We start from the raw sequence: 26,504 nt of genomic DNA, 5'->3' as shown, positions 1-26,504 counted from the left end.
GTTCCACAAACCGTACGCGACACCGGGCACAGGGGCCCGGCCGCGCTTCATCATCATCGCGCGACCCCGCCGCCCGGCGGCGCGGTCCGCGCGTGGAGACCGTTCAATGACCACACGCATGCTGATCGACGCACGCCACCGGGAAGAGACCCGCGTGGCGGTCGTCAAGGGAAACCGGATCGAGGAGTTTGATTTCGAGAGTGCCGAGCGCAAGCAGCTCAAGGGCAACATCTATCTAGCCAAGGTCACCCGCGTGGAGCCGTCGCTCCAGGCGGCGTTCATCGATTACGGCGGCAATCGCCACGGCTTCCTCGCCTTCTCCGAGATCCACCCGGATTATTACCAGATTCCCAAGGAGGATCGCGACGCCCTCCTGCGCGAGGAGGCGGAGCACGCCGCCGAGGAAGCCGCGCTGCGCGCCGAGCAGGACGACGACGACGATCATCATGACGAACATGGTGACGACGACGACGATCACCGCGACGGGTTCGACGATTCCGGCCACGACGACGATCACCATGACGACGATCATGCCGACGACGAGGGCGGCGAAGCCCGTGCCGCGCGTCCGCCGCGCAAGCCGCATGCGAACGACGACCAGGTCGAGGCGCTCCGCCAGCGCCGGATGAACCTGCGCCGCCGCTACAAGATCCAGGACGTGATCCGCCGACGCCAGGTGCTGCTGGTTCAGGTCGTGAAGGAGGAGCGCGGCAACAAGGGCGCCGCGCTGACGACGTACCTGTCGCTCGCCGGCCGCTACTGCGTGCTGATGCCCAACACGTCGCATGGCGGCGGGATCAGCCGCAAGATCAGCAACGCGGGCGATCGCAAGCGGCTGAAGTCGATCATGGCCGATCTGGCGCTGCCCTCGTCGATGGGCTGCATCGTCCGCACCGCGGGGCTCCAGCGCACCAAGGTCGAGATCAAGCGCGACTTCGATTACCTCGCCCGCCTGTGGGACGGGATCCGCGAGACCACGCTCAGCGCGTCCGCCCCAGCGATCGTCTATGGCGACAGCGACCTGATGAAGCGCGCGATCCGCGATATCTACAACAAGGAGATCGACGAGATAATCGTCGAGGGCGACGACGGCTATCGCCAGGCGCGCGAATACATGAAGCTGCTGATGCCCAGCCATGCGCGCAAGGTGAAGCACTACAGCGATCCCGTGCCGCTGTTCCAGCGCGCGGGCGTCGAGGACCAGCTCTCCGCGATGTACCACCCGGTGGTGCAGCTCAAGTCGGGCGGCTATCTCGTCATCAACCCGACCGAGGCGCTCGTCTCGATCGACATCAACTCGGGCCGCTCGACGCGCGAGCACAATATCGAGCAGACCGCGACCGCGACCAACCTTGAGGCCGCGCAGGAAATCGCGCGCCAGCTGCGGCTGCGCGACATGGCGGGCCTCGTCGTCATCGACTTCATCGACATGGACAACAATTCCAATGTCCGGAAGGTCGAGAAGGCGATGAAGGAGGCGCTCAAGAACGATCGCGCGCGCATCCAGGTCGGCCGCATCTCGTCGTTCGGGCTCATGGAGATGTCGCGCCAGCGGCTGCGCACCGGCGTGCTCGAGGCATCGACCCGCGCCTGCCCGCATTGCGAGGGCACCGGGCTCGTCCGTACCGCGTCGTCGGCGGGGCTCAGCGCGCTGCGCCTGATCGAGGACGAGGCCGCACGTGGTCGCGGCTCGATCCTGACGTTGCGCGCCAGCGTCGAGGCGGGCGTCTACGTCCTCAACCGCAAGCGCGCCGACATCGCCGAGATCGAGGAGCGCTACGGCGTCCAGGTCGAGATCCTGCCCGATGGCGAGCAGGAAGGCGCACGCATGTCGGTCGAGGCCAGCGGCCCGCCCCCCGCCTACGCCCCCCGATTCGAGGCGATCGTCGAGGAAGAGCTCGAGGAGGACTTCGTCGAGGAGCCCGAGGACGAGATCGAGGAAGAAGAGCCCGAGGCCGAAGCCGAAGCGCCCCGCCGCGAGCGAGCCGAGCGTGACGACGACGAGGGCGGCAATGGCGGTCGCCGCCGCCGCCGTCGCCGGGGTCGCCGTGGTCGCAACCGCGAGGAAGGCGAGGGCGACGCCCCCGTCGACGCGGATGCCGAGGGCGAGGTCGAAGCCGACGCATCGGACGATGTCGAGGAGAGCGACGCCGAGACCGAGACCGAGGCGACCGAGTTCGAGGGCGAGTATGCCGGCGAACAGCCCGCCGAGGCCGAGGGCCGTCGTCGCCGTCGCCGCGGCCGTCGGGGTCGTCGTCGTGACGGCAGCGAGGCTCCGGTGACCGCGACCGACGACGCGTCGATCGATTCGGTCGCCGAGTCTCCCGAGGTGGCCGTCGAGGACGAGGCGATCGTCGAGGAGGCCCCCGCGCCCGTCCCGAAGACGCGCCGTCGCCCCCGTGCTCGCGCCGCCGAGGCGACCGCCGCACCGATCGCGAAGCCGGTGCCGGAGCCTAAGCCGGAACCCGCGCCCGAGCCTGCTGCGGTAGAGGCGGAGGCCGAGCCCGCGCCGAAGCCCAGGCGGACCCGCAAAAAGGCGACGCCGGCTGCTGCGGTCGAAGCCGAGGCCGTGAGCGAGCCCGAGGCGACCCCCGTCGCCGAGGACGCGCCCGCCAAGCCCAAGCGCCGCCCGCGCAAGAAGGCGGACGCGCCGGTTGCGGATGAGGCCACACCGGCTCCGGCACCGTCGCGCACGCGCACGCGCACGCCGGCACCGGTTGCCGCCGAAGCCGAAGCCGACGCCGACGCCGACGATACCGCGGCGGACGAGGGCCCCGAGCCCGGGACCGCCGAGGCGCCCGACACCGCTGGCCCGCCGCGCCGCGGCTGGTGGCAGCGCACGTTCGGCGCTTGAGGATCGGCCGGGTTTCAGGCGCGGTTCACGCGAACCGCGCCAGGGATCCGGCCCCCTCCCCGATCGCGCGCGCCGCACGCCCGATCGTCAACGCGCTGGCGATGCTGGAAAAATCGTGCTGAACTCGATCTCGATGACGTCCGACCCCAACGCGTCGCTTGAGACGGCGCGCGCCTTCTCCTCGAATCCGTTCGCACTGAGCTTGTCGAAGTGCCGTCCGTCTTCCTTCGGTGGAAAGAAAGGCAGTGCTTCGACAAGCTCAGCACGAACGGAGTTTGGGAAGCCCCCCGCCCGCGCCCGCAAGAGCGGGACCGTCCGCAACGCGATCGCCGCGCTTGCAGCACTTGTCACCCTCGCCGCACAACCCGCCGCCGCCCAGTCGATCCTGCGCGATGCGGAGACCGAGGCGATGTTCAACGACATGTCCGCGCCGCTGATCCGCGCCGCCGGCCTGTCGCCCAGCGACGTCCGCGTCGTCCTCATCAACGACGATTCGATCAACGCCTTCGTCGCGGGCGGGCAGATCGTCTACGTCCATTCCGGGCTCATCCAGGCCGCGGACAATGCCAACGAGGTCCAGGGCGTCATCGCGCACGAACTCGGCCACGTCGCTGACGGCCACATCGCGCTCGGCGATCGCGGTTCGCGCCCTGCGATGGGCATCTCGCTCCTGTCGATGGTACTCGGCATCGCCGCGATCGCGGCGGGCGGCGCGGAGGCCGGTGCGGGCATCCTCGCCGCCGGGCAACAGGCGGCGCTCGGCAAGTATCTGGCGTTCAGCCGCGTGCAGGAAGCCACTGCCGACGCCTCCGGCCTCAAATATCTGAGCGGCGCGGGCGTCACCGGCAAGGGCATGCTCAGCTTCTTCAAGAAGCTCCAGCAGCAGGAATATCGCTACGGCTTGGCGAACATCGATCCGTTCATGCAGAGCCACCCCCTCTCGGGCGAACGCGTCCAGACGCTCGCCGCCGACGTGAAGGCCTCGCCCGCCTACGACAAGCCGCGCGACGTGGCGCTCGAGGAGCGGTTCAAGCGCGTGAAGGCCAAGCTCGAAGGCTATGTGATGTCGCCGCAGCGCACGCTGACCGACTATCCCCTCTCGGACCAGTCGATCTACGCGCATTATGCGCGCGCCTATGCCTATCACAAGGGTGGCTACCCCGACAAAGCCGAGGCGGAAGTGGCGGCGCTCGTCGCGGCGAACCCCGACGATCCTTATTTCCGCGAGATCCAGGGCCAGATCCTGCTCGAGGGCGGCCGCCCGAAGGACGCGATCGCACCGCTGCGCCAGGCGGTCGCGGGCACCCGCAACTCGCCGCTGATCGCGACGACGCTCGGCCATGCCTTGATCGCGACCGAGGACAAGGCGAACTTGCCCGAGGCGACGCGCGTACTGCGCCAGGCGGTCCAGCGCGACGACCAGAACCCGTTCGCCTGGTATCAGCTCGGCACCGCCTACGAACTGTCCGGCGACACCGCGCGCGCCGCGCTCGCCACCGCCGAACGCTCCAGCCAGAACGGCGACACCAAGACCGCGGTCTACACCGCGAAGATCGCGATGGCGGGCCTCCCCCGGAACACCGCGGACTGGATCCGCGCGCAGGATATCGCGATGACCGGCCAGAACGAACTCGACGCCAACCGGAAGAACCGCAAGTGACACGCCTCCTCCCCCTCGGCCTCGTCCTGATCGGCGCGGTGGCGGGCGGCGGCGCGATGCTCGTCGCGGACCGCGTCGCCCCCGCCCCGCTCGACGGCGCGGACACCGCCCGCATCGGACAGGTCGTCCGCGCCTATGTCCTCGCCAATCCCGAGATCATCCCGGAGGCGATGCAGCGCCTGCAGGAGCGCGAGTCGGGCAAGGCGGTCGCCGCGAACCGCGCCGCGATCGTCACGCCCTATGGCAACGCCTTCGCGGGAAACCCCGATGGCGACGTCACGCTCGTCGAGTATTTCGACTATAATTGCGGCTATTGCCGCGCCAGCCTGCCGATGCTGGCGCAACTGGTGAAGGCGGACCCGAAGCTCAGGATCGTCTTCCGCGAGCTCCCCGTCCTCACCGACACCAGCCGCACCGCCGCGCGCGTCTCGCTCGCCGCTGCGCAGCAGGGCAAATTCCCCGCCTTCCACGATGCGCTCTACGCCGCCGGCCCCGTCACCGACGCGACGATCGCCGCCACCGCGCGCGCCGCCGGAGTCGACGCGGCACGCATCCCCGCGGACGCCGACGAGCAGCTGCGCACCAACATGGGCGTCGCCGCGAAGCTTGGGGTCACCGGCACCCCCAGCTGGGTCGTCGGCGACCGCGTCCTCTCCGGCGCGCTCCCGATCGACCGGTTGCAGGAGGCGATCGCAGCGGCGCGGGCGAAGAGCTGACCCCCCTTTCCGTTCACGCCCCCTCTCCCCGTCCGCCCTGAGCTTGTCGAAGGGCACCCCGCCCACCGCGGAGCGCGGGACGGATCGAACCGGGGGCGCCCTTCGACAGGTTCAGGGCGAACGGATGCACCGATGCGGTTGCGACGGAGCCCACCAACCCCCACCTCCCCACCCACAAGGGGCATCCATGACCGAACCGATCCTCAGCGTCCGCGACGTGTCGAAGACCTATGCCGGCGGCACCACCGCGCTCCACCCTGTCGATCTCGACATCCAGTGCGGGGAGATCTTCGCGCTGCTCGGCCCCAACGGCGCGGGCAAGACGACGCTCATCAGCATCATCTGCGGCATCGTGAACCCGTCGACCGGCAAGATCCTGGTCGAGGGCCACGACGCCGTCCGCGACTTCAAGGCCGCACGTCGCCGCATCGGGCTCGTGCCGCAGGAACTGTCGGTCGACATGTTCGAAACGGTACTCGCCACCGTCACCTTCAGCCGTCGCCTTTTCGGGCGCTCGGCGCACGGCGCGTATATCGAGCAGGTGCTGCGCGACCTGTCGCTGTGGGACAAGCGCGACGCGAAGATCATGGAACTGTCCGGCGGCATGAAGCGCCGCGTCCTGATCGCCAAGGCGCTCGCGCACGAACCCGAGATCCTGTTCCTCGACGAGCCCACCGCGGGCGTCGACGTCGCGCTGCGCAAGGACATGTGGAAGCTCGTCCATGCCTTGCGCGAACGCGGCACCACGATCATCCTGACGACGCACTATATCGAGGAGGCCGAGGAGATGGCCGACCGCGTCGGCGTGATCGACAAGGGCCGGCTCCTGCTCGTCGACGAAAAGCGCGCGCTGATGGCGCGCCTCGGCAAGCGCGAGATGGACCTGACGCTCGACACGCCGATGGATCGCGTACCCCCGGACCTCTCCGACTGGAGCCTGACGCTCGAGGACGACGGCCGCCGCCTGCGCTACGTCTTCGATGCGCGCGCCGAACATACCGGCATCCCCTCGCTGCTCCGCAAGCTCGCCGAGCTCGGCATCGCGTTCACCGATCTGGAAACCTCCAAGTCCAGCCTCGAGGACATCTTCGTCGATCTGGTGGGAGGGAAGGCGTGACGTACGCTCGCCACCCCCTCCGTTCGTTGGTGCAATTTGTGGGACACCACGCATGAATACCCACGGCATCTGGGCGATCTACCGCTTCGAAATGGCGCGCGCGCTGCGCACGCTGTGGCAGAGCCTCGTCACCCCCGTCCTCACCACCAGCCTCTATTTCATCGTGTTCGGCGGCGCGATCGGCAGCCGGATGCAGCAGGTCGACGGCGTCGGCTATGGCAGCTTCATCGTGCCCGGCCTCGTCATGCTCTCGCTCCTCACACAGAGCATCGCGAACGCCTCGATCGGGATCTACTTCCCCAAATTCACCGGCACGATCTACGAGCTGCTCTCCGCCCCCGTCTCGGCGTGGGAGCTGGTGATCGGCTATGTCGGCGCCGCGGCGACCAAGTCGATCGTCCTCGGCCTCATCATCCTCGCGACCGCCGCGTGCTTCGTCGATCTCGACATCCGGCACCCGCTCGCGATGGCCGCGTTCCTCGTGCTCACCAGCATCGCGTTCAGCCTGTTCGGCTTCATCATCGGCATCTGGGCGAAGAGCTTCGAACAGCTCTCGTTCGTGCCTTCGCTGCTGGTCACCCCGCTCACCTTCCTCGGTGGCGCCTTCTATTCGATCGACATGCTGCCCCAGCCCTGGCGCACCGTCAGCCTGTTCAACCCCGTCGTCTATCTGGTCAGCGGGTTCCGCTGGAGCTTCTTCGGCGCGGGCGACGTACCGGTCGGCATCAGCCTCGCGGTCACCTTCGCGTTCCTCGTCGCCTGCCTCGCTGCGATCTGGTGGATCTTCAGGACCGGCTGGCGGCTGAAGAGCTGACCCGCCAGACGCCTCGCTGAAGCGGATGCGCGACCAGTGCCGCCATGTCGATCAGCACATGGAACGCGATCGCCAGCCACAGCGCATGCGTCGCCAGATAGATCGCCGCCAGCACCGTGCCCACGACCGTCGTCGTGACCACGCCTGCCTTGCCCTGATACCGGTGCATCGCGCCGAACAGCAGCGTCGCGACGACGAACCCCGCGATCGCACTCCCGGTCGCCAGCGCCACCAGCAGCGGCAGGACCAGCCGGAACATCAGCTCTTCGCACACCCCCGCGCTCAGCGAGACGAGCGCGCCCCATGGCAGTTCCTCGCGCGTCCGTGGCACCAGCGCGGCGATATCGCCCAGCATCCGCCCCCGCGCCATGCGCGGTCCACGCCAGCGATAACGCGCGAACGCGACGCCGCAGCCCAGAAGGATTCCGCTCGCGAAAAACAGCGCCAGCTCGGCGTCTGACGCGACCGGATCCCAGGGCGAAACCGCCCCGAACTCCGCCGGCATGGTGATGACCGCCCCAAGCCGCCCGATCATCGCGAGCGTCGCCAGCGACCCCGCCCCGAACATCACCGCGCACCGCCACGCGATCCGCCGGAACGCCGCGATCCGATGCGCTCCGTCCCCGGCCGCCGCGAACGCGCGATACCGTACCCGGTCACGCCGCATGAACCGCGCAAGCATCGCCAGCGTCGCGACGAGCAGTACTGCCGCAACAAGGCGTCCGCCCGTCATCGCCTTCTACAGCCAGCCCAACCCACACTCGTAATCCTGGCCAAACCGTCATCCCGGCCTCGTGCCGGGATCCACCGCGGTGCGAACGTAGCGCCAAAGATCGGGGCGACCACCAAGCCCGGCGCTGGATCCCGGCACAAGGCCGGGATGACGGCAATACGGCGCGTCGCGCTTCAGTCCCCCCGGCCGCGACGACCCTCACCCCAGCCGGTGCTCGCCCTTCACCCAGCGTACCGTGCCCGACGACGCGCGCATCACCACGCTCTCGGTCGTCATCACCTTGCCCTTGCGCTTGACGCCTTCGAGCAGCGATCCGTCCGTCACGCCCGTCGCCGCGAAGATGCAGTCGCCCTTGGCCAGCTCGGTCAGGTCGTACTGCTTGTCGAGGTCGGTCACCCCCCATTTCGCCGCGCGCGCGCGCTCGTCGTCGTTGCGGAACAGCAACCGCCCCTTGAACTGACCGCCGACGCAGCGCAGCGCCGCGGCCGCCAGCACGCCTTCCGGCGCGCCGCCCGATCCCATGTAGATGTCGATCGTCGTGTCGGGGTTCGTCGTCGCGATCACGCCAGCCACGTCGCCGTCGCCGATCAGCATGATCCCGCAGCCGACCGACCGCAGCTCCGCGATCAGCTTTTCGTGGCGCGGGCGGTCGAGCACGCACGCGATGATGTCCTTGGGATCGACGCCCTTCGCGTTCGCCAGCGCGGTCACGTTCTCGGTCGGCGACCGGTCGAGATCGATGATCCCTTCCGGATAGCCCGGCCCCACCGCGATCTTGTCCATATAGACGTCGGGCGCGTTGAGCAGGCCGCCCTCCTCCGCGATCGCCAGTACCGCCAGGCTGTTCGGCCCGGCGGTCGCGCAGATCGTGGTGCCCTCCAGCGGATCGAGCGCGATGTCGATCTTGGGGCCCTTGCCGATCGCAGAGCCCACCTTCTCGCCGATGAACAGCATCGGCGCCTCGTCGCGCTCGCCCTCGCCGATCACGACGGTGCCGTCCATGTACAGCGAGTTGAGCGCCTCGCGCATCGCCTCGACCGCCGCGGCATCCGCCGCCTTCTCGTCGCCGCGCCCGACGAGCGTGGAGGCCGCGATCGCCGCCGCCTCGGTCACGCGGACCATTTCGAGGACGAGGACTCGGTCGAGAACCTGGCTGGCAGTCGTCATGGCATTTCCCCTAAATATTATCTTGTCGGATCAGTCGCGGAGCAGGTCGTTGATGCTCGTCTTGGCGCGTGTCTTCGCATCGACGCGTTTCACGATGACGGCACAATAGAGATGGGGTCCGGTCCCCGACCCCGACGGCGCGGAGCCCGATACGACGACCGAATAAGGCGGCACCTCGCCGTAGAAGGTCTCGCCCGTCTCGCGATCGATGATCCGCGTCGACTGGCCCAGATACACCCCCATCGACAGCACCGCGCCCTCGCCGACGCGCACGCCCTCCGCCACCTCGGCGCGCGCGCCGATGAACGCGCCGTCGCCGATGATGACCGGATCCGCCTGCAACGGCTCCAGCACCCCGCCGATCCCCGCGCCGCCCGAAAGATGGACGTTCTTCCCGATCTGCGCGCAGCTGCCGACGGTCGCCCAGGTGTCGACCATCGTCCCCTCGCCGACATGCGCGCCGATGTTGACGAAGCTCGGCATCAGGATCGCGCCCTTGCCGATGAACGCGCCGCGCCGCACCACGCTGCCCGGCACCGCGCGGAAGCCCGCCTCTCGGAACTGCGCCTCGTCCCAGTCGGCGAACTTGAGCGGCACCTTGTCGAAATGCCCGCTCGGCATCACCATGTTGTCGTTCAGGCGGAAGCTCAGCAGCACCGCCTTCTTGAGCCACTGGTTGACCTGCCAGCCCTCCGCGACCGGCTCGGCGACGCGCGCGGTGCCCTCGTCGAGCATCGCGAGTGCTTGGTCGACCGCCGCGCGCACCGCCCCTGTCGTCCCGGTGGTCAGCGTCGCGCGGTCGTCCCATGCGGCGTCGATCGTCGCCTGAAGCTCGGCGGTCATTCAGTCCTCCAGAATATGATGCAGCCACGCCGCGATGTCGTGGGTGGTGAAGTCGATGAAGCTGCGGTCCGCGTCCTGTGCCTGCTCGGATCCGTTGTCGACCCATACGGTCGTCATCCCGATCGCCTTGGCGGGCGCGAGGTTGCGCGCCATGTCGTCCGCGAACAGCGCGGTCGCCGCGTCGATGTCGAACGCCGCGCACAGCCCCGCATAGGCCGACGCCGCGGGTTTGGGGCGCAGGTCCATCGCGTGGATGTCGTGCACCGCCTCGAACGTGCCCCCCAGCCCCAGCCGGTCGAGCACTTTGAGCGCATAGGGCGCGTCGCCGTTGGTGAAGACCAGCTTGCGCCCCGGCAGCGATGCGATCGCGGCGGCCAGCGGCGCATTTTCCTCCAGCACGTCCATCTCGACATCGTGGACGAACGCCAGGAAGGCATGCGGATCGATCGCATGCTCGGTCATCAGCCCCGACAACGTCGTGCCGTGGCCCAGGAAATACGCTTTCTGAATCCGTCGCGCCTCGACGCGATCGACGCCCAGCAGCTCCGCGACGAAGGTCGTCATCCGCTCGTCGATCTGCGCGAACAGGTCCGCGCTCGCCGGGTACAGCGTGTTGTCCAGATCGAAGATCCAGGTGCGGACGTGATCGAGGCCGGGATGCATCGGAAAGCGGCTCTAGGGGCCACAGAAGAAACGGGCAAGGCGCGCGGGCGTTGTCGTGCGGCCCGACGCCCCCATATTCGTACAATGACCCGGTACAGCCTGCTCGATCTCGTCCCCGTCGTCGAAGGCGGCACCGTCGCCGGCGCGCTCCACAACGCTGCCGATCTCGCGCGCCATGCGGAGGATCTGGGCTTCTCGCGCTACTGGGTCGCGGAGCATCACGGAATGACCGGGATCGCCAGCGCCGCCACCGCCGTCGTGATCGCGCACGTCGCCGCTGCCACGACGACGATCCGCGTGGGCGCGGGCGGGATCATGCTTCCCAACCATGCGCCGATCGTCATCGCGGAGCAGTTCGGCACGCTCGACGCGCTGTTCCCCGGTCGCATCGATCTCGGCCTCGGCCGCGCGCCGGGCTCTGACCAGCGCGTGGCGCAGGCGATGCGCCGCACGCTGGCGAGCGACGCGAACGACTTCCCGCGCGACGTCCTCGAGCTCCAGAGCTATTTCGCGAACGACGGCCAGACCGGTATCGTCGCGACGCCCGGTGCGGACGCAAAGCCCGACCTGTGGATTCTGGGCTCGAGCACCTTCGGCGCGCAGCTCGCCGCGATGCTTGGCCTGCCCTATGCCTTCGCCTCGCACTTCGCGCCCGACGCGCTCGACCAGGCGCTCGCGGTCTATCGCCGCGACTTCCGCCCCTCGACACAGCTCGATCGGCCGTACGCGACGGCCGGGTTCAACGTCTTCGCCGCCGACACCGATGCCGAAGCGACATTCCTCGCCTCGTCGCAGCAACAGTCGTTCGTCGCGCTGCGCACCGGCAACCCCGGCCGGATGAAGCCCCCGGTGGAGGGCTACCGCGAATCGCTCCCGCCGCAGGCCAGTGCGATCCTCGATCACGTCCTACAATGCTCCGCGGTCGGCGCCCCCGCGACGGTCGCGCGCGGTATCGCGGCGTTCGTCGAACGCACCGGCGTCGACGAGGTGATGCTCACCAGCGCGATCTACGACCACGACAAGCGCAAACGCTCGATCCGGCTGGCGGCGGAGGCGATGCAGGAGCTCAAGGTCGCGGCGTAGCGAACGGGGGCGAAGCCGTACCCCGGCGAAGGCCGGGGCCCAGCCCCGTAAACAAACATGCGCGGCAGCGCATTCGGCGCTCCGCACCGAGACGGGATCCCGGCCTTCGCCGGGGTACGGTCTAAAGGATAGCGCTCCACTCTTCACGGACCGCAGCGTCCTCCTCCCGATCCAGCCGCCAACCCTCCCTGAGCGAAACGTCCCGATCCAGCCGCCCCAGCGCCCAAACCGCCGCCCCGCGCACAATCGCGGCCGGATCCCCCAGCAACCCGATCACGCGACCCACCAGACCCAAATCCCCCGAATTGCCCGCCGCGACCAGCGCGTTGCGCACCATCCGGTCCCGCCCGATCCGTTTGATCGGCGATCCCGCGAACACCTCCCGAAATCCCGCATCGTCCAGCGCCATCAGGTCCCCGATCTCGGGCGCCGCCAGTTCCGCGCGCGCCGCGAACGCCATGTTCGCCTGCGCGGCCGACGCGAACCGGTTCCACGGGCACACCGCAAGGCAATCGTCGCAGCCATAGACGCGGTTGCCTATATCCTCGCGAAACTCGACCGGGATCGGCCCCGCGTGCTCGATCGTCAGGTACGAGATGCAGCGCCGCGCATCGAGCCGATAGGGCGCGGGAAACGCATCGGTCGGGCATGCCGTCTGGCACCGGTCGCACGATCCGCAGCGGTCGACCCCGCCCGCGTCCGCGTCCAGCGCCAGCGTCGTGTAGATCGCGCCGAGGAACAGCCAGCTGCCATGCGTCCGGCTCACCAGATTCGTGTGCTTGCCCTGCCAGCCGACGCCCGCCGCCTCCGCCAGCGGCTTCTCCATCACCGGCGCGGTATCGACGAACACCTTCAGGTCGCCCCCCGCCTCCGCCACCAGCCACCGCGCCAGCGCCTTCAGCTGCCGTTTCACGACGTCGTGATAGTCCGCCCCCTGCGCATAGACCGACACGCGCGCCCGGTCGCGCACCTCGGCCAGCCGCAACGGATCCTCCGAGGGCGCATAGCTCACCCCCAGCGAGATCACGCTCGCCACCTCCGGCCACAACCCGGGGGGGCTTCCCCGGTGGTGCTCCCGCGCCTCCATCCAGATCATGTCGCCATGCGCGCCGTCCGCCAGCCACTGCCGCAGCCGCTCCGCCGTCCGCGGCGCCGCGTCCGCCCGCGCGATCCCGCATGCGGCGAACCCCAGCGCCGCCGCCTGGGCCTTGATCCGTGCTTCGAGCTTGTCTTGCGCCACCCCCGCCCGCTACCACGAACCGACGGTCTTCGCAGGCCCCTTCCCCGTTCGGGCTGAGCTTGTCGAAGCCCGGCCCGCAATCGTGAGCGAAGGGCACCCTCGACAGGCCCAGGGCGAACGGCATTGAGGGTAATAATTTGATCTCCGATCCGGCGGTTACCGCGCATGGCCTCGTCAAGCGCTTCGGCGAGCGTCGCGTCGTCGACGGCGTCGACCTGTCGGTGCCCAAGGGTGCGATCTACGGCGTGCTCGGCCCCAACGGCGCGGGCAAGACGACGACGTTGCGCATGCTGCTCGGCATCATCGAGCCCGACGGGGGCACCCGCACGCTGCTGGGCGAGGCCTCCCCGCGCGACGCCAGCGACCGCGTCGGCTACCTCCCCGAGGAGCGCGGCCTCTATCCCTCGATGAAGGCGAAGGAGGCGATCGCGTTCATGGGCGCATTGCGCGGGCTCGACTGGAAGACCGGCCGCGCCCGCGCGCTGACGATGCTCGAGCAGGTCGGCCTCGGCCACGCCGCCGACGAGAAGATCCGCAAGCTCTCCAAGGGCATGGCGCAGCTCGTCCAGCTGCTCGGCTCGGTCGTCCACCAGCCCGACCTGCTCGTCCTCGACGAGCCCTTTTCGGGGCTCGATCCGGTCAACCAGGAAAAGCTCGAGGCGCTGATCCTCGCCGAGCGCGATCGCGGCGCGACGATCCTCTTCTCCACCCACGTCATGGCGCATGCACAGCGGCTGTGCGACCGGCTCGCGATCATCGCGGGCGGCAAGCGCCGGTTCGAGGGCACCGTGGCTGAGGCGCGCGCGCTGCTCCCGCAACAGGTCCATTACATCCCGCATCACCCCCGCGACGACCTGCGCGCCGCGCTTCCCGCGGACGCGCGCGCCGATGGCGAGGGCTGGCGGTTCGAGCTGCCGCGCGAGGGGATCGAGGCGCTGCTGTCGCAACTGATCGCGGCGGGCTACGGCATCTCCGGGCTCTCGATCGAGCGCCCCGGCCTCCACGAGGCCTTCGTCCGGATCGTCGGCCAGCAGGAGGCGGAAGCATGAGCAAGTTTCGCCGCCAGCTGCGCCAGACGCTGACGATCGCGCGCCGCGATTTCATCGCCACCGTCTTCACCCCGATCTTCCTGCTGTTCCTGTTCGCCCCCGTCATCATGGGGTCGTTCGGCGCGATCGGCGGGATGGGCGCGGCCAGCGTCTCGTCGGGCTCCGCCGACAAGGAGCGGATCGTCGCGATCGTCGCCCCAGCCGACGCCGCCGCGCTGAAGGCCGCCGACACCCGGCTGCGCACGCTGTTCCGCGGCGACGAGACGCCCCCCGCGCTCGACGTCCGCGCCCCCGCCGCGGACCCAGCCGCGCAGGCGCGCACCGCGATCGAGGCGAAGGACGTCGACGTCGCCGCGGTCCTCCACGGCCCGCTCGCCACGCCGACGATCCTCTACGCGCAGGGCAAGCGCCCCGCACGTTACCTCGCCGCGGTCGCCGACGCTGCGATCCGCACGAAGGCGACCGGCACCGCCGACGTCTCCACCGCGACGCTCGTCGCCGCGAAGCGCCAGAGCGGCACCTCGCTCGGCGGGCGCAACGCCTCCGCCTTCCTTGCGGTGTTCGGCATCTTCTTCCTCACGCTCTTCCTCTCGGGCCAGGTCGTCGGCACGATGGCGGAGGAGCGCAACACCAAGGTGATCGAGATCCTCGCCGCCGCGGTCCCGCTCGAAAGCGTGTTCCTGGGCAAGCTGCTGGGCATGTTCGGGGTCGCGATCCTGTTCGTCGGCTTCTGGGGCACCGTCGTCAGCCAGATCGGCGCGCTGCTTCCCGGCGACATGGCGCGCGGACTGGCGGAGATTCGCCCCGCGATCGGGTTCGGCGGGTTTGCACTGCTGTTCGGCGCGTATTTCACCACCGCCTATCTCCTGCTCGGCTCGGTCTTCCTCGGCGTCGGGGCGCAGGCTTCGACGATGCGCGAGATCCAGATGCTGTCGCTGCCGATCACCGTCCTCCAGGTCGCGATGTTCGGCCTGTCCTCCGCCGCGGCCGCGCGTCCGGGGACGTGGCTGGCGACCTTCGCGGAAGTCTTCCCGCTCTCTTCCCCCTTCGCGATGGCGGGGCATGCGGCCAACTCGGCGAAGGTCTGGCCGCATCTCGCCGCGATCGCGTGGCAGATGCTGTGGGTGGCGATCTTCATCAGCGTCGGCGCGCGCCTGTTCCGCCGCGGCGTCCTCCAGTCGGGCAGCGCCGCGCCGGTGTGGAAGAAGCTGTTCCGGCGCGGCGGATCAGCGGCTTGACGCGCGCCTATTGACAGTCGTGTCAATTAGGTTTTCTCTCGCAACCAAATAGAACGAGAGAGGATGACGCGATGGCCACGCTGGCACAGGACCTGCCCGAGACGTTCGCGCCCGATCCGTTGCCCGATCCGTTGGACGTCAGCCGCGCCTCGCTCTACCGCGACGATACGTGGCACGAACCCTTCCGCACGCTGCGCGAAACCGCGCCGGTCCACCGTGTCGAGCATTCGGACTATGGTGCCTACTGGTCCGTCTCCACCTACAAGCCGATCGTCGAAGTCGAATCGCTGCCTGAGCTGTATTCGTCCGAGGTCGGCGGCATCACGCTGGCGGACTTCATCGAGAACAGCGACGTGCGCATGCCGATGTTCATCGCGCGCGACCGCCCCGTCCACACCGGCCAGCGCCGCACCGTCGCCCCCGCCTTCACCCCTTCCGAAATGGCGCGCATGTCCACCGACATCCGCCAGCGCACCGGCGAAGTGCTCGACAGCCTCGACTGGGACACGCCGTTCGACTGGGTCGACAAGGTATCGATCGAGCTGACGACGCAGATGCTCGCGATCCTGTTCGACTTCCCCTGGGCGGACCGGCGCAAGCTCACCTTCTGGTCCGACTGGGCGGGCGATATCGAGATCGTGAAGGATCCCGATCTCCGCCAGCAGCGGCTCCAGCACATGTACGAGTGCGGCGCATATTTCCAGAATCTCTGGAACCAGAAGGTCGGCCAGCCGCAGACGCCCGATCTCATCAGCATGATGATCCATTCGGACGCGATGGCGCACATGGATCATTTCGAGTTCATCGGGAACCTGATCCTGCTGATCGTCGGCGGCAACGACACCACGCGCAACACGATGTCCGGCCTGATCTACGGCCTGAACAAGTTCCCGGACCAGCGCGCGAAGCTGGAGGCGGATCCGTCACTGATCCCCAACGTCACGCAGGAGATCATCCGCTGGCAGACCCCGCTCGCGCACATGCGCCGCACCGCGACCGCGGATACCGAGCTGATGGGGCAGCAGATCAAGGCGGGCGACAAGCTCGCTCTCTGGTATCTGTCCGCCAACCGCGACGAGAGCGTGTTCCCCGACGCCGACCGGATCATCGTCGATCGTCCGAACGCGCGCCGGCACCTCGCCTTCGGGCACGGCATCCATCGCTGCGTCGGTGCGCGGCTGGCCGAACTCCAGATCAACACGCTGATGGAGGAAATGGCGAAGCGCCGGATGCGCGTGAACGTCCTCGCCGAACCCGAACGCGTCGCCGCCTGCTTCGTCCACGGCTATCGCTCGATGCCCGTCGAGATCACGAAATATTGAGGGTGGTACGCAATCGGATTGGCTCGTCACCCCGAACTTGATCCGGGGTAACGAAAAACCACTTCACGCTTGAGCCAGCCTCGCGCCCGGCTACAACACACCCCCATGACAGGGGGCATCGAAGCAGTCGGCGACATCGCCACCGCCGCGCTGGTCGCGCGCGCGGCCGAGCCGCATGCGGGCGACGCGCAGCACGGCGACACGCACGCGCTGTGCCTCAACTGCGGCACCGCGCTGGTCGGCGACTATTGCCACGCCTGCGGCCAGTCGGGCCATGTCCACCGCACGCTGGGCGCGATCGGCCACGACATCGCGCACGGCGTCCTCCATTTCGAGGGCAAGATCTGGCGCACGCTGCCGATGCTCGTCTTCCGTCCGGGCGCGCTGACGCGGCGCTATGCCGCGGGCGAGCGAGCGCGCTTCGTCTCGCCGCTCGCCTTGTTCCTGTTCGTCATCTTCGTGATGTTCGCGATGCTCAGCCTGCTCGGCAAGCATCTCGAGGCGCCCGAGATGGCGCTCGGGCAACGCAAGGCGACGGTCACCCAGATCGAGCGCTCGATCGCGGACAATGGCGATCGGATCGCCAACCTGACGAAACGTCGCGCCCGCGCGCTCCAGAACAACGAACCGACCGGGTCGATCGACGACGACATCGCCGCGCGCCAGCGGATCCAGCGCAGTCTCGCCGGTACGCTCAGCCTGATGCGGCCGACCTCCGGCGACGCGGACGGCGAGGCGCTGGAGACGGGCTGGAAACGCCTCGACAAGGGCCTGAACAAGGCGCGCGAGAACCCGAACCTGATCCTCTACAAGCTCCAGACCAACGCCTATAAGTTCAGCTGGGCGCTGATCCCGATCTCGCTGCCGTTCCTGTGGATCCTGTTCCCCTTCAGCCGCCGCTTCCATCTCTACGACCATGCGGTGTTCATCACCTATTCGCTGTCGTTCGTGTCGCTGCTCGGGCTGGTGCTCAGCATCCTCGGCGTGATCGGCGTCGCGCCGTGGCTGCTTTGGCTTACGCTCTCGTTCGCGGTGCCGGTCCACATGTACGCGCAGCTGCGCGGCGCCTACGGGCTCGGGCGCGCCAGTGCGTTCGTCCGGATGTTCCTGCTCGTCAACCTCGCCAACTTCGCGATCGTGCTGTTCGTGCTGTTGCTGATCGGGCTGGGGCTGCTGGGGTAGACGCCGCGTCGGGACATATCGCGGCCAGCGCGACCGCGCCGTTTCGATACCCGGGTCACTCCTCCTCCGCCACCGCCCCTTCCTTCAACGCGGCATCTCGCCCGCCCCCGGCATCGAGCAACGCGAGCAGCTTCGCCGCGGGATTGTCCGCCCCGCCATGCGGGCTATACGCCAGCGGGCGCAGATACCGCTTGGCCCCTTCCAGATCGTTGTCGAGCAGCGACTGGCGCACCGCCATCATCCGCACCGACGGGTCCTGCGGCACCAGTTCCTGCGCGCGGTACAGCGCCGCGATCGCGGACGTGCTCGGCGACTCGCGCGCCATCGCATAGCTGCGATAATAGGTGACGAGCGGTTCGGCGACGTTGGCGTCCAGCCGGTTGGCGCGGATGATCGTCTTGCGCGCCGCCGCGAACCCCGCCGCATCCTTCGCCTTCGCCGCCGCACGCAGCTGGACGTTCGCCTTGTAAAGCAGCGCCTGCACCGATTTCGGATCGACCGCCAGCGCACGCTCCGCCGCCGCCGCCGCCGCGGCGTCCTCGCCAGCGTCGTATGCGATCTCGGCGAACCAGCCCTGCACCACCGCGTCGTCGGGATACGCCGCCGCGACTGGCGCCGCTTCCCGATACAGCGGCGCCGCGGTCGTGCCATTCACCCCGCGCGTCGATCGCATCCTGAGCGGCATCATCGCCTGCTGGCCCGCGGACAGCGCCACCACGTCGATCAGCGGCACCGTCACCTTGTCGATCGGCACCGTGACGCCCGGGATCCGGCTGCGATCGCGATACCGGTTCAGCGCCGCGTCGAGCGCGGGCAGGTCCCCGAACGCCGTCTTCGCCGCCTCGACGCTGGGCGTGCCCGAATTGAGCAGCCCGAGATAGGTCGACATCTGCCGCCGCCGCTCGACGTTGAGCATGATATAGTGCGTCAGCAGCCAGCCGCGCGCATAGAGCTGCCCGATCTGCTCGTCCGACAGGCTGCGCCGCGCGCGCGGATCGAACAGCTGGGTCGCGGGCATCGGCCGGGTCATCAGCAGCGAATAGGCGCGGTGTGCAGGCGCATTGCCCACGACCATCCGATCCTTCTCGATTCGGAAGGTCGAGAACATCTCGGCATAACCCTCGGAGAACCACGCCGGATACGCCTGCGCATAGTTGCCGAGCATGAAATGGTGCGCGTATTCGTGGAACAGCACCGTCTGCGGCCCCAGGTCCGTCACGTCGCCATTGCCCGCCCGGCGCGGCGTGAACGCCACCGATCCCGACGCGCGCGGCTGGTAGAAGCCATAGACGTTGGGGCATTTCCCGCACAGCTTCTGCACCGCCGCGACGGTCGGCGCGACGAACACCGTCAGCTTGTTCGACTGCGCCTCGCCCTTGTCGGGCAGCCCCTGGAACAACCGGACGAACCCGTCCAGCCGCTCCAGATCGCCCGTCAGCTTGCGCAGGTCGTCGGCGTCGTCCTGCGAATAGACGACGAAATGCGGGCTCGTCGCACGATACCAGGTCGCCTGCGCCGGTCCGGACGCCACGAGGGCGATCGTCGCGATCGCGGCGTGCCACAGCTTCGTTCCGCCCACACCGCCTCCACGCGACCCACGATTCGGCGGCAAGGCTAGAACAGACTTCCCCGCAGCGAAATCCCCGATCGTTTGACCGCAAGGCGCGGGATGCGCCACGCCCCGCTGGGCTCTATACCGCCCGCATGTCCACCCCGCTCGACCTCGCCGCCGCCCGCACCGCCTTCGACGCGCGCGATCGCGTCGCCGACGGACGGTTCGTCGTCGCGGTGCGGACGACCGGGATCTACTGCAAGCCCAGCTGCCCCGCGCGCCGTCCACGCCCCGAGAACGTCACCTTCTACGCCGATGCCGACGAGGCGCGCGCGGCCGGCTACCGCCCTTGCCTGCGCTGCAAGCCCGACGACATTTCCCGCGACCGGGTCGCGGTGGTCGCCGCGATCGCCGCGATCGAGGCCGCCGACGACACCCTCCCGCTCGGCGCGATCGCAACGCAGGTCGGCTACGCCCCCCACCATTTCCACCGCCTGTTCAAACGCGCCACCGGCGTCACCCCCGCCGCCTATGCCCGCGCGCTGCGCGCCCGCCGCGTCGCCGACGCGCTCAGCGGCGACGCGACCGTCACCGACGCGATTTATGCCGCCGGATACTCCGCCCCCAGCCGCTTCTACGACGACGGCGCGAAGCGCCTCGGCATGTCGCCTGGCGCATGGGCGAACGGCGGCACCGGCATCGCGATCCGCTGGACGATCGCAAACACGAGCCTGGGCCCGCTCCTGATCGCCGCCACCGACAAGGGCCTGTGCCGCGTCGCCTTCGACGAGGACGAAGCCGCGCTCGCCTGCCGCTTCCCCAACGCGCGCATCACCCCCGGCGACGCCGCGCTCGCTGCGCTGGCGGCACAGGTCGTCGCCACCGTCGAATCCCCCGATCGCGACCACGACCTGCCCCGCGACGTCCGCGGCACCGCGTTCCAGGAGGCGGTCTGGCAGGCGCTTCGCACGATTCCGCCGGGCGAGACGCGCAGCTATGCCCAGCTTGCCGCCGCCGCGGGCAGCCCAGGCGCGGTCCGCGCGGCAGGCAGCGCGTGCGGCGCAAACCCGCTCGCGGTCATCGTCCCCTGCCACCGCGTCCGCCGCAGCGACGGCACCCCCGGCGGCTATGCCTGGGGCGCCGAACGCAAGCGCGCGCTGCTGTCGCGCGAGCGCAATGGTTAGGTAAATCTAAAGCCTTGCCGGTTAACCCGCTATCCCGAGCGAAGGGAAACGACGGGTATGAGCGCGTTCGGTCGACGCAGTGGCGGCAATGGTGGGATCGGCGGCGGCTCCGGGGTACGTCCCGGATTCGGCGTCGCGCGCCCGATGCAGGGTGGCGGCCTCCAGCGCGCCGAGCCCGCGGGCGATCAGTTCCCCCCGATCGAATCGATGCCGTTGCCCGGCGAGGTCGCGATGGACGATCCGGCGGGCACGATGCCCGGCACCGCGATGGACGCGATGCAGCGGCTCGCCGATCGCCAGGCCACCTCGGGCGATGCGGGCAACAGCCGTGTCGAGGGGTTCGAATCGTCGATCCACAAGATCAAGGAACAGGTCCTCCCCCGCCTGCTCGAGCGCGTCGATCCCGAAGCCGCGGCGACGCTGGGCAAGGACGAACTGGCGGAGGAATTCCGCCCGATCATCGGCGAGGTGCTCGCCGAGCTGAAGCTGACGCTCAATCGCCGCGAACAGTTCGCGCTGGAAAAGGTGCTGGTCGACGAGCTGCTCGGCTTGGGGCCGCTCGAGGAGCTGCTGGCCGATCCGAACATCTCGGACATCATGGTCAACGGCCCCGAGCAGACCTATGTCGAGCGCAAGGGCAAGCTGGAGCTCGCGCAGATCCAGTTCCGCGACGAGGAGCATCTGTTCCAGATCGCGCAGCGCATCTGCAACTCGGTCGGCCGCCGCGTCGACCAGACGACGCCGCTCGCCGACGCCCGCCTCAAGGACGGCTCCCGCGTCAACGTGATCGTGCCGCCGCTCTCGCTGCGCGGCACCGCGATCTCGATCCGCAAATTCTCCGCCAAGCCGATCACGCTCGACATGATGGCGGGCTTCGGCAGCATGTCGCCCAAGATGGCCACCGCGCTCAAGATCGCGGGCGCGTGCCGGTTCAACGTCGTCATCTCGGGCGGCACCGGCTCGGGCAAGACGACGATGCTCAACGCCCTGTCGAAGATGATCGACCCCGGCGAGCGCGTGCTGACGATCGAGGACGCCGCCGAGCTTCGCCTGCAACAGCCGCACTGGCTCCCGCTCGAGACGCGCCCCGCCAACCTCGAGGGCCAGGGCGAGATCAGCATCCGCGACCTCGTCAAGAACGCGCTGCGTATGCGGCCCGATCGCATCATCCTCGGCGAAATCCGCGGCAGCGAGTGTTTCGACATGCTCGCCGCCATGAACACCGGTCACGACGGCTCGATGTGCACGCTCCACTCCAACTCCCCGCGCGAGGCGCTGGCGCGGATGGAGAACATGGTGATGATGTCGGACATCAAGGTGCCCAAGGAAGCGATCAGCCGCCAGATCGCGGACTCGGTCGACATGATTATCCAGGTCAAGCGCCTGCGCGACGGCAGCCGCCGCGTCACCAACGTCACCGAGGTGATCGGGATGGAAGGCCCGGTGATCGTCACGCAGGAGCTCTTCAAGTTCGAATATCTCGACGAGAGCGCGGACGGCAAGATCATCGGCGAGTACCGCGCCCTGGGGTTGCGCCCCTATACGCTGGAAAAGGCCAAGCAGTTCGGGTTCGATTCGGCGTATCTCGAGGCGTGCCTGTAAGCACGCCCCCCTTTCCCCGTTCGCCCTGAGCTTGTCGACGGGCGTCCCACGGCGGACGGGCCGCCCTTCGACAGGCTCAGGGCGAACGGTTGTGGATGGATTGCGTCACATCGAGCGGAAATGGGGGGTCTGGGCCGCCCTCCTCGCGCTCGCCCTCGCCCTCCGCCTCGCCACCCTCGCTTCCCCCGCCACCCACCACCCCGACGAGATCTACCAGTATCTCGAGGCCGCGCACCGGATCGTGTTCGGCTACGGCGCCGTCACCTGGGAGTACCGCGTCGGGATGCGCGGCTGGCTGTTCCCGTCGCTGCTCGCCGCGCCGATGTGGTTGGGCGACGCGCTGGCGCCCGGCAGATCGCTCTACCTCCTCCTTCCCCGCCTCGCGATGGTCGCCGCCTCGACGACGATCGTCGCGTCCGCCTGGACGCTCGGCGCGCGCGCCTCGCGGATCCACGCCATCTTCGCCGCGCTCATCGCCGCGACCTGGTACGAGTTCGTCGCCTTCGCCGCGCACCCGATCGGCGAGTCCGCCGCGCTCGCCGCCGCGGCCGGCGGCGCGGCGCTCCTCTTCGCCGCACGCACCGCGCCCCGTCGCTATGTCGCAGCCGGCGCGCTGATCGCGCTCGCGGGCGTGCTGCGCTTCCAGTACGCCCCAGCGCTCGCCATCCTCTGCGTCTTCGCCGCGACCACCCACTGGCGCGCGCGCTGGTGGCCGCTTCTCGCCGGCGCCGCGATCGCGCTCGCCGCCTCCGCGCTCGCCGACGTCGCACAGGGCGCGATGCCCTTCGCGTGGCTCGTCGAGAACATCCGCCAGAACCTGGTCCTGAACCGCGCCGCCGCGTTCGGCGAGTCCGGCCCGCTCGCCTATCTGGGCGTCGTCGGCAGCATGTGGGGCTGGGCCACCGTCCCGATCCTCATCGCCGCCGCCGCAGGCGCACGCCGCCAGCCCGCGCTCGCCTGGGCCGCGCTCGCGCACTTCGTCCTGCACAGCCTGATCGCGCACAAGGAATATCGCTTCCTCCTGCTCGGCCAGGGCCTGACCCTGATCCTCGCCGGCATCGGCACCGCAGAGTTGCTGGCACGCATCCCGCCCCGCCACCGCCACGCCGCCGCGATCGCCGCGGCGCTCGCCTGGCTCGCCACCTCCACAACGCTCGCCGCCCGCTGGGACCACCGACCCTTGTGGACCGCGCGCGCCGCCGCGATGGAGACGTTCGCGGACATCCGCCGCGCGCCCGTCTGCGGCGTCGGCATCCTCGGCCTGCCGATCTCCGAGTTCGGCGGCTACACCGCGCTGAACCGCCCCGTCCCGCTCGTCATTCTCGACCGCCGCTTCCCCGACCAGCGCCGCGCCGCGCGCGACCTGTCGGGCGCGTTCGACACGATCGTCGCGACCGGCGCGCGCGCCGCCGACGTCCCCGCCGGCTATGCGCGCATCGCCTGCCGCTCCACCGCGGGCGAATATGTCGGCGACTACGCCGATCCCGCCGCTCCCGCCGCGATCGCCGCGGCCTGCCTCTATCACCGCCCCGGCGGGTGCGACGCCGCGTCCCGTGCGCGCGCCGCGCCGCTCGGGATCAACCGCGCGCTCGCCGACAGCGGCATGTGACGCTTCCCCCCGGCGAACGGTTCGCTACAAGCGACGCACCGATGCGTCTTGTCCTGATCCTCCCCCTGCTCGCCCTGGTCGCCGCCGCGCCAGCCACGCGCTCCGTCACCACCGCGACGCTCGCCGCGGATGCGGAGGTGCGCTGGGTCCCGTTCGACCTGACGCCCGGCAACCAGATCCGCTTCGAGATGCGCGTCGACGGCAAGCCCGTCACCGCGATCCTCGATACCGGCGTCAGCTATTCGGTGCTCGCGCGCCGCTATACCGACGAAAGCAAGACGCAGACCGCGCCCGGCGGCAGCGCGACCGCGATCGGCGGCGCGGTCGATATCGGCTGGGTCGGCACGAAGACGATCGCGATGGGCGCGCTCACCCGCAGCGGCGGAGGGTTGAGCGTCGCCGCGCTCCCCGCGCTCGCCACCGGCAGCGCGAAGCCCGTCGACCTGCTCGTCGGCCGCGACCTGACGGGCGGGTTCGCGCTCGACATCGATTACGCCGCCAAGCGCTTCCGCCTGCTCCCCTCGGGCCGGATGCCGTTCCGCGGGGTCAGCGCGCCGCTGTCGATCTCGCGCGACCGGCTGGTCTATGTCAGCGAGATGGTGCTGGGCGCGCGCCGGCTGTCGCCGATGGTCGTCGATACCGGCGACGGATCGTCGGTGACGGTCACCGCCGCTGGATGGCGTACCGCGCGGCTGCCCGCGATCCCGACGACGACCGCGATCTCCTATGGTCTCGCCGGCGCGGTCACCAGCACGATCGGCATCGTCCCCACCTTGCGCGTCGGCCAGCTGACCGCGCGCAACGTCGAGGTCCGGGTCGAGCCCGCGGGCGGCTTCTCCGAATCGATCGGCGTCGCGGGGCGGATCGGTTCCGGCTTCCTCCAGAACTACCGCGTCCTGCTCGATCCGCGCGCGGGCCACATGGTGCTCAGCGCGCGCGAGGGCGCGAACGTCGCCCCCCTGCGATCGACCAGCGGGCTTCTCGTCGGGCTCGACGCCGATCGCCTGCGGGTTCTCCACGTCATGCGCGGCGGCCCCGCCGAGGCGGCGGGGTGGAAGGAGGGCGAGACGATCTGCCGGATCGACGGCCAGCCCGTCCCCGGCGACTATGCGACCAGCCCGCTCGCCACCTGGTCCGCGGGCACGCCGGGCCGCGTGGTCGCGCTCGGGCTGTGCGATGGCACCGCGCGCCAGCTGACGCTCCGCCATTTCTACTAGAGCCCCCGGCCGGCCGGTGAAGCCCTGCCACGCCGCGCCTCCGCGGCTTCGCGGCGGGGTGGCGGCGCTGTTGCTGCTCGCGGTCGTCCTGCGAGTCTGGGATTTCGGCAATCCCGTGATCCATGTCGACGAACAATATTACCTCCTCGTCGGCGATCGCCTGCTTCACGGCGCGGTGCCCTATGTCGACATCTGGGACAGGAAGCCGATCGGGCTGTTCCTGCTCTACGCGGTCTTCGCCCTGTTTCCCGGCGATGGTATCCTCGCCTATCAGCTCGCCGCCTGCGCCGCCGCCGCCGCCACCGCGGTGACCGTCCGCGCCGCCGCGCTGCGGATCGGCGCGCAGGATCGCGGCGCGATCGCGGCAGGCGCGATGTACCTGATCGGGCTGTCGCTGCTCGGCGGACGCGGTGGCCAGTCGCCGGTCTTCTACAACCTGCCGATGGCGCTCGCCGCGCTCTCGGTCCTCGCGCTCCCCCGCCGCGCGGCTGCGGGGCAACAGGCGCGGATCGTCTCCTCGGGCGCGCTCGCCTGCCTGCTCGCCGGGCTGGCGATCCAGATGAAATACACGCCCGCGGTCGAGGGGGCCTTCTTCGGCTGCGCGTATCTGTGGGCGCATGCACGATCGGGCGCGACGTGGCCCGCACGCCTCGCCGCCGCCTTGCTGTGGCTGGCATGCGGCCTCGCGCCGACACTCGCCGCCGCGGGATGGTATGCCGCCCACGGCGCGTTCGACGCCTGGTGGTTCGCCAACGTCACCTCGATCTTCCAGCGCGCGGGCTATCCCGCGGACCAGCTCGCGATGCGGCTGCTCGGCATCTTCGCGCAGCTGGCTCCGCTGATCCTGTGCGCGGGCTTCACCTGGCGGCGGCGTGCGCGGACCGGCGCGCCCGGACAGGCGATGCGGCTCGCCTTCCTCTGGGTCGCGGTCGCGGGCGCAGGCTTCCTCGCGATCGGCACCTTCTTCGATCATTATGCGCTGCCGCTGCTGGCGCCGCTCGCGGTCGTCGCCGCGCCGACACTCGGACGCTCGCCTCGCGCGCTCGTCGCGGCGCTCGGGCTGGCACTCACGCTCTGCGTCGTCGAACGCGCCTTCCAGCCCGACGACGAGGACGGCGCCCGCGCGGTCGCACAGGTCGTCGCGAACAACACGCGCGGCGGCTGCCCTTATGTCTTCATCGGCGACACGATCACCTACCGGCTCGCCGACACCTGCCTGCCGACCGCCTATGCCTTCCCCAACCTGCTCGCCTACGCCACCGAACGCGGCGCGACCGGCATCGACGAGGCGGGCGAGGTCCGCCGCATCCTTGCCGCGCGTCCACCCGTCATCGTCACTGCGTCGCGCCGTCTCTCGATCTGGAATCCGGGCAGCGTCCTGGCGGTCAAGGCCACGCTCGCCCGCGATTATCGCCCGGTCTTCTCGGCCCCGCGCGCGTCATGGCGCACCGTCGTCTACCTCCGCCGGGACCTGCGCTTCAGGCCCTGAACGCCAGCCCGGCACAGATCATCGCCGCGCCCAGCGCCGCCATCTGCACCGTTCGCCAGTCGACCCACCCGACGCGGTCGGGATCCACGCGGCGTTCTCGCCGCCGGTCCGCCAGCCCCGCCACCACCGCGACGGACGCGGCGACACCGCTCGCGATCCACGTCACCGGC

23 protein-coding genes are annotated in these 26,504 nt (G+C 69.6%); 15 read left to right on the top strand and 8 right to left on the bottom strand.

Annotation, left to right across the window (positions count from 1 at the left end; all coding sequences use genetic code 11):
* Positions 1–106: 106 nt before the first annotated feature.
* The gene (locus ACV7NO_RS05750; RefSeq protein ID WP_463405057.1) at positions 107–2,854 is read left to right on the top strand and encodes an Rne/Rng family ribonuclease; all 2,748 of its coding nucleotides are present in this window, start codon (positions 107–109) and stop codon (positions 2,852–2,854) included.
* 87 nt (positions 2,855–2,941) lie between these two features.
* Here ACV7NO_RS05750 and ACV7NO_RS05745 read toward each other — a convergent pair whose 3' ends face one another.
* The gene (locus tag ACV7NO_RS05745; protein ID WP_463405056.1) at positions 2,942–3,277 is read right to left on the bottom strand and encodes a hypothetical protein; all 336 of its coding nucleotides are present in this window, start codon (positions 3,275–3,277) and stop codon (positions 2,942–2,944) included.
* Between ACV7NO_RS05745 and ACV7NO_RS05740 the strand changes: the two genes are divergently transcribed.
* The 4 genes from ACV7NO_RS05740 (at position 3,264) to ACV7NO_RS05725 (ending at position 7,161) form a co-directional block, all read left to right on the top strand.
* Complete coding sequence (locus ACV7NO_RS05740; protein ID WP_463405055.1) at positions 3,264–4,514, top strand: M48 family metalloprotease; 1,251 nt, start codon at positions 3,264–3,266, stop codon at positions 4,512–4,514. The genes ACV7NO_RS05745 and ACV7NO_RS05740 overlap by 14 nt on opposite strands.
* Complete coding sequence (locus tag ACV7NO_RS05735; protein ID WP_463405054.1) at positions 4,511–5,230, top strand: DsbA family protein; 720 nt, start codon at positions 4,511–4,513, stop codon at positions 5,228–5,230. The genes ACV7NO_RS05740 and ACV7NO_RS05735 overlap by 4 nt, the downstream gene beginning before the upstream one ends.
* Before the next feature lie 187 nt (positions 5,231–5,417).
* Positions 5,418–6,347 carry an ABC transporter ATP-binding protein gene (locus tag ACV7NO_RS05730; RefSeq protein ID WP_463405053.1) on the top strand — a complete coding sequence of 310 codons (930 nt, stop codon included), beginning with the start codon at positions 5,418–5,420 and terminating at the stop codon, positions 6,345–6,347.
* 52 nt (positions 6,348–6,399) lie between these two features.
* Positions 6,400–7,161, top strand: a complete 762-nt coding sequence (locus tag ACV7NO_RS05725) for an ABC transporter permease (RefSeq protein WP_463405052.1) — start codon at positions 6,400–6,402, stop codon at positions 7,159–7,161.
* Here the strand turns inward: ACV7NO_RS05725 and ACV7NO_RS05720 are convergent.
* The 4 genes from ACV7NO_RS05720 to ACV7NO_RS05705 all read right to left on the bottom strand — a co-directional run bounded on the left by ACV7NO_RS05720 (position 7,133) and on the right by ACV7NO_RS05705 (position 10,567).
* Entirely contained in the window at positions 7,133–7,894 is a 762-nt protein-coding gene (locus ACV7NO_RS05720; RefSeq protein ID WP_463405051.1) for a CPBP family intramembrane glutamic endopeptidase, read from the bottom strand. The genes ACV7NO_RS05725 and ACV7NO_RS05720 overlap by 29 nt on opposite strands.
* A 198-nt stretch (positions 7,895–8,092) precedes the next feature.
* Complete coding sequence (gene glpX, locus ACV7NO_RS05715; protein ID WP_463405050.1) at positions 8,093–9,061, bottom strand: class II fructose-bisphosphatase; 969 nt, start codon at positions 9,059–9,061, stop codon at positions 8,093–8,095.
* 30 nt (positions 9,062–9,091) lie between these two features.
* A complete protein-coding gene (gene dapD, locus ACV7NO_RS05710) occupies positions 9,092–9,904 on the bottom strand; it encodes a 2,3,4,5-tetrahydropyridine-2,6-dicarboxylate N-succinyltransferase (RefSeq protein WP_463405049.1) in 813 nt (270 codons plus the stop codon).
* Positions 9,905–10,567 (bottom strand): pyrimidine 5'-nucleotidase, encoded by a 663-nt coding sequence (locus ACV7NO_RS05705; protein ID WP_463405048.1) that lies wholly within the window; start codon positions 10,565–10,567, stop codon positions 9,905–9,907.
* Positions 10,568–10,651: 84 nt separating this feature from the next.
* On the opposite strand from ACV7NO_RS05705, the gene ACV7NO_RS05700 reads away from it, so the two are divergent.
* Positions 10,652–11,650 carry an LLM class flavin-dependent oxidoreductase gene (locus ACV7NO_RS05700; RefSeq protein ID WP_463405047.1) on the top strand — a complete coding sequence of 333 codons (999 nt, stop codon included), beginning with the start codon at positions 10,652–10,654 and terminating at the stop codon, positions 11,648–11,650.
* Between the two features lie 121 nt (positions 11,651–11,771).
* On the opposite strand, the gene queG is transcribed toward ACV7NO_RS05700, so the two are convergent.
* Positions 11,772–12,890: a tRNA epoxyqueuosine(34) reductase QueG gene (gene queG, locus ACV7NO_RS05695; RefSeq protein ID WP_463405046.1), complete on the bottom strand. Its 1,119-nt coding sequence runs from the start codon at positions 12,888–12,890 to the stop codon at positions 11,772–11,774.
* Between the two features lie 137 nt (positions 12,891–13,027).
* Between queG and ACV7NO_RS05690 the strand changes: the two genes are divergently transcribed.
* The 4 genes from ACV7NO_RS05690 (at position 13,028) to ACV7NO_RS05675 (ending at position 17,681) form a co-directional block, all read left to right on the top strand.
* Positions 13,028–13,939, top strand: coding sequence for an ABC transporter ATP-binding protein (locus ACV7NO_RS05690; protein ID WP_463405045.1), 912 nt, complete (start codon positions 13,028–13,030; stop codon positions 13,937–13,939).
* Positions 13,936–15,177, top strand: a complete 1,242-nt coding sequence (locus tag ACV7NO_RS05685; RefSeq protein WP_463405044.1) for an ABC transporter permease — start codon at positions 13,936–13,938, stop codon at positions 15,175–15,177. Before ACV7NO_RS05690 ends, ACV7NO_RS05685 begins: the two co-directional genes overlap by 4 nt.
* A 71-nt stretch (positions 15,178–15,248) precedes the next feature.
* Positions 15,249–16,499 carry a cytochrome P450 gene (locus tag ACV7NO_RS05680; RefSeq protein ID WP_463405043.1) on the top strand — a complete coding sequence of 417 codons (1,251 nt, stop codon included), beginning with the start codon at positions 15,249–15,251 and terminating at the stop codon, positions 16,497–16,499.
* 105 nt (positions 16,500–16,604) lie between these two features.
* Positions 16,605–17,681 (top strand): DUF3667 domain-containing protein, encoded by a 1,077-nt coding sequence (locus ACV7NO_RS05675; protein WP_463405042.1) that lies wholly within the window; start codon positions 16,605–16,607, stop codon positions 17,679–17,681.
* A gap of 55 nt (positions 17,682–17,736) precedes the next feature.
* Here the strand turns inward: ACV7NO_RS05675 and ACV7NO_RS05670 are convergent, their stop codons facing one another.
* Entirely contained in the window at positions 17,737–19,260 is a 1,524-nt protein-coding gene (locus tag ACV7NO_RS05670) for a hypothetical protein (RefSeq protein WP_463405041.1), read from the bottom strand.
* A gap of 125 nt (positions 19,261–19,385) precedes the next feature.
* On the opposite strand from ACV7NO_RS05670, the gene ada reads away from it, so the two are divergent.
* The 5 genes from ada to ACV7NO_RS05645 all read left to right on the top strand — a co-directional run bounded on the left by ada (position 19,386) and on the right by ACV7NO_RS05645 (position 26,334).
* Complete coding sequence (gene ada / locus ACV7NO_RS05665; RefSeq protein ID WP_463405040.1) at positions 19,386–20,417, top strand: bifunctional DNA-binding transcriptional regulator/O6-methylguanine-DNA methyltransferase Ada; 1,032 nt, start codon at positions 19,386–19,388, stop codon at positions 20,415–20,417.
* 57 nt (positions 20,418–20,474) lie between these two features.
* Positions 20,475–22,019: a CpaF family protein gene (locus ACV7NO_RS05660; protein WP_463405039.1), complete on the top strand. Its 1,545-nt coding sequence runs from the start codon at positions 20,475–20,477 to the stop codon at positions 22,017–22,019.
* Between the two features lie 91 nt (positions 22,020–22,110).
* Positions 22,111–23,628: a hypothetical protein gene (locus tag ACV7NO_RS05655; protein ID WP_463405038.1), complete on the top strand. Its 1,518-nt coding sequence runs from the start codon at positions 22,111–22,113 to the stop codon at positions 23,626–23,628.
* A gap of 41 nt (positions 23,629–23,669) precedes the next feature.
* Positions 23,670–24,845, top strand: a complete 1,176-nt coding sequence (locus ACV7NO_RS05650; RefSeq protein WP_463405037.1) for an aspartyl protease family protein — start codon at positions 23,670–23,672, stop codon at positions 24,843–24,845.
* Positions 24,846–24,861: 16 nt separating this feature from the next.
* The gene (locus tag ACV7NO_RS05645; protein WP_463405036.1) at positions 24,862–26,334 is read left to right on the top strand and encodes a hypothetical protein; all 1,473 of its coding nucleotides are present in this window, start codon (positions 24,862–24,864) and stop codon (positions 26,332–26,334) included.
* Here ACV7NO_RS05645 and ACV7NO_RS05640 read toward each other — a convergent pair.
* On the bottom strand, positions 26,324–26,500 hold the full coding sequence (locus ACV7NO_RS05640; RefSeq protein ID WP_463405035.1) for a hypothetical protein: 177 nt from the start codon (positions 26,498–26,500) through the stop codon (positions 26,324–26,326). The two genes, ACV7NO_RS05645 and ACV7NO_RS05640, sit on opposite strands and share 11 nt — an antisense overlap.
* Between the last annotated feature and the right edge of the window lie 4 nt (positions 26,501–26,504).

The organism is Sphingomonas sp. Ell38C01, assembly GCF_055231975.1.
The sequence above is the reverse complement of the archived record's forward strand: the minus strand, read 5'-3'. Positions and strand labels throughout refer to the sequence as shown.

What these genes read in the sequence shown, in the direction of transcription:
- dapD (WP_463405049.1), bottom strand. Translation starts at nt 9,904, where the DNA reads ATGACCGCCGAGCTTCAGGCGACGATCGACGCCGCATGGGACGACCGC.
- ACV7NO_RS05750 (WP_463405057.1), top strand. Translation starts at nt 107, where the DNA reads ATGACCACACGCATGCTGATCGACGCACGCCACCGGGAAGAGACCCGC.
- ACV7NO_RS05650 (WP_463405037.1), top strand. Translation starts at nt 23,670, where the DNA reads ATGCGTCTTGTCCTGATCCTCCCCCTGCTCGCCCTGGTCGCCGCCGCG.
- ACV7NO_RS05675 (WP_463405042.1), top strand. Translation starts at nt 16,605, where the DNA reads ATGACAGGGGGCATCGAAGCAGTCGGCGACATCGCCACCGCCGCGCTG.
- ACV7NO_RS05725 (WP_463405052.1), top strand. Translation starts at nt 6,400, where the DNA reads ATGAATACCCACGGCATCTGGGCGATCTACCGCTTCGAAATGGCGCGC.
- ACV7NO_RS05745 (WP_463405056.1), bottom strand. Translation starts at nt 3,277, where the DNA reads ATGTCGTTGAACATCGCCTCGGTCTCCGCATCGCGCAGGATCGACTGG.
- ada (WP_463405040.1), top strand. Translation starts at nt 19,386, where the DNA reads ATGTCCACCCCGCTCGACCTCGCCGCCGCCCGCACCGCCTTCGACGCG.
- ACV7NO_RS05720 (WP_463405051.1), bottom strand. Translation starts at nt 7,894, where the DNA reads ATGACGGGCGGACGCCTTGTTGCGGCAGTACTGCTCGTCGCGACGCTG.
- ACV7NO_RS05685 (WP_463405044.1), top strand. Translation starts at nt 13,936, where the DNA reads ATGAGCAAGTTTCGCCGCCAGCTGCGCCAGACGCTGACGATCGCGCGC.
- glpX (WP_463405050.1), bottom strand. Translation starts at nt 9,061, where the DNA reads ATGACGACTGCCAGCCAGGTTCTCGACCGAGTCCTCGTCCTCGAAATG.
- ACV7NO_RS05705 (WP_463405048.1), bottom strand. Translation starts at nt 10,567, where the DNA reads ATGCATCCCGGCCTCGATCACGTCCGCACCTGGATCTTCGATCTGGAC.
- ACV7NO_RS05740 (WP_463405055.1), top strand. Translation starts at nt 3,264, where the DNA reads ATGTTCAACGACATGTCCGCGCCGCTGATCCGCGCCGCCGGCCTGTCG.
- ACV7NO_RS05660 (WP_463405039.1), top strand. Translation starts at nt 20,475, where the DNA reads ATGAGCGCGTTCGGTCGACGCAGTGGCGGCAATGGTGGGATCGGCGGC.
- ACV7NO_RS05730 (WP_463405053.1), top strand. Translation starts at nt 5,418, where the DNA reads ATGACCGAACCGATCCTCAGCGTCCGCGACGTGTCGAAGACCTATGCC.
- ACV7NO_RS05700 (WP_463405047.1), top strand. Translation starts at nt 10,652, where the DNA reads ATGACCCGGTACAGCCTGCTCGATCTCGTCCCCGTCGTCGAAGGCGGC.
- ACV7NO_RS05680 (WP_463405043.1), top strand. Translation starts at nt 15,249, where the DNA reads ATGGCCACGCTGGCACAGGACCTGCCCGAGACGTTCGCGCCCGATCCG.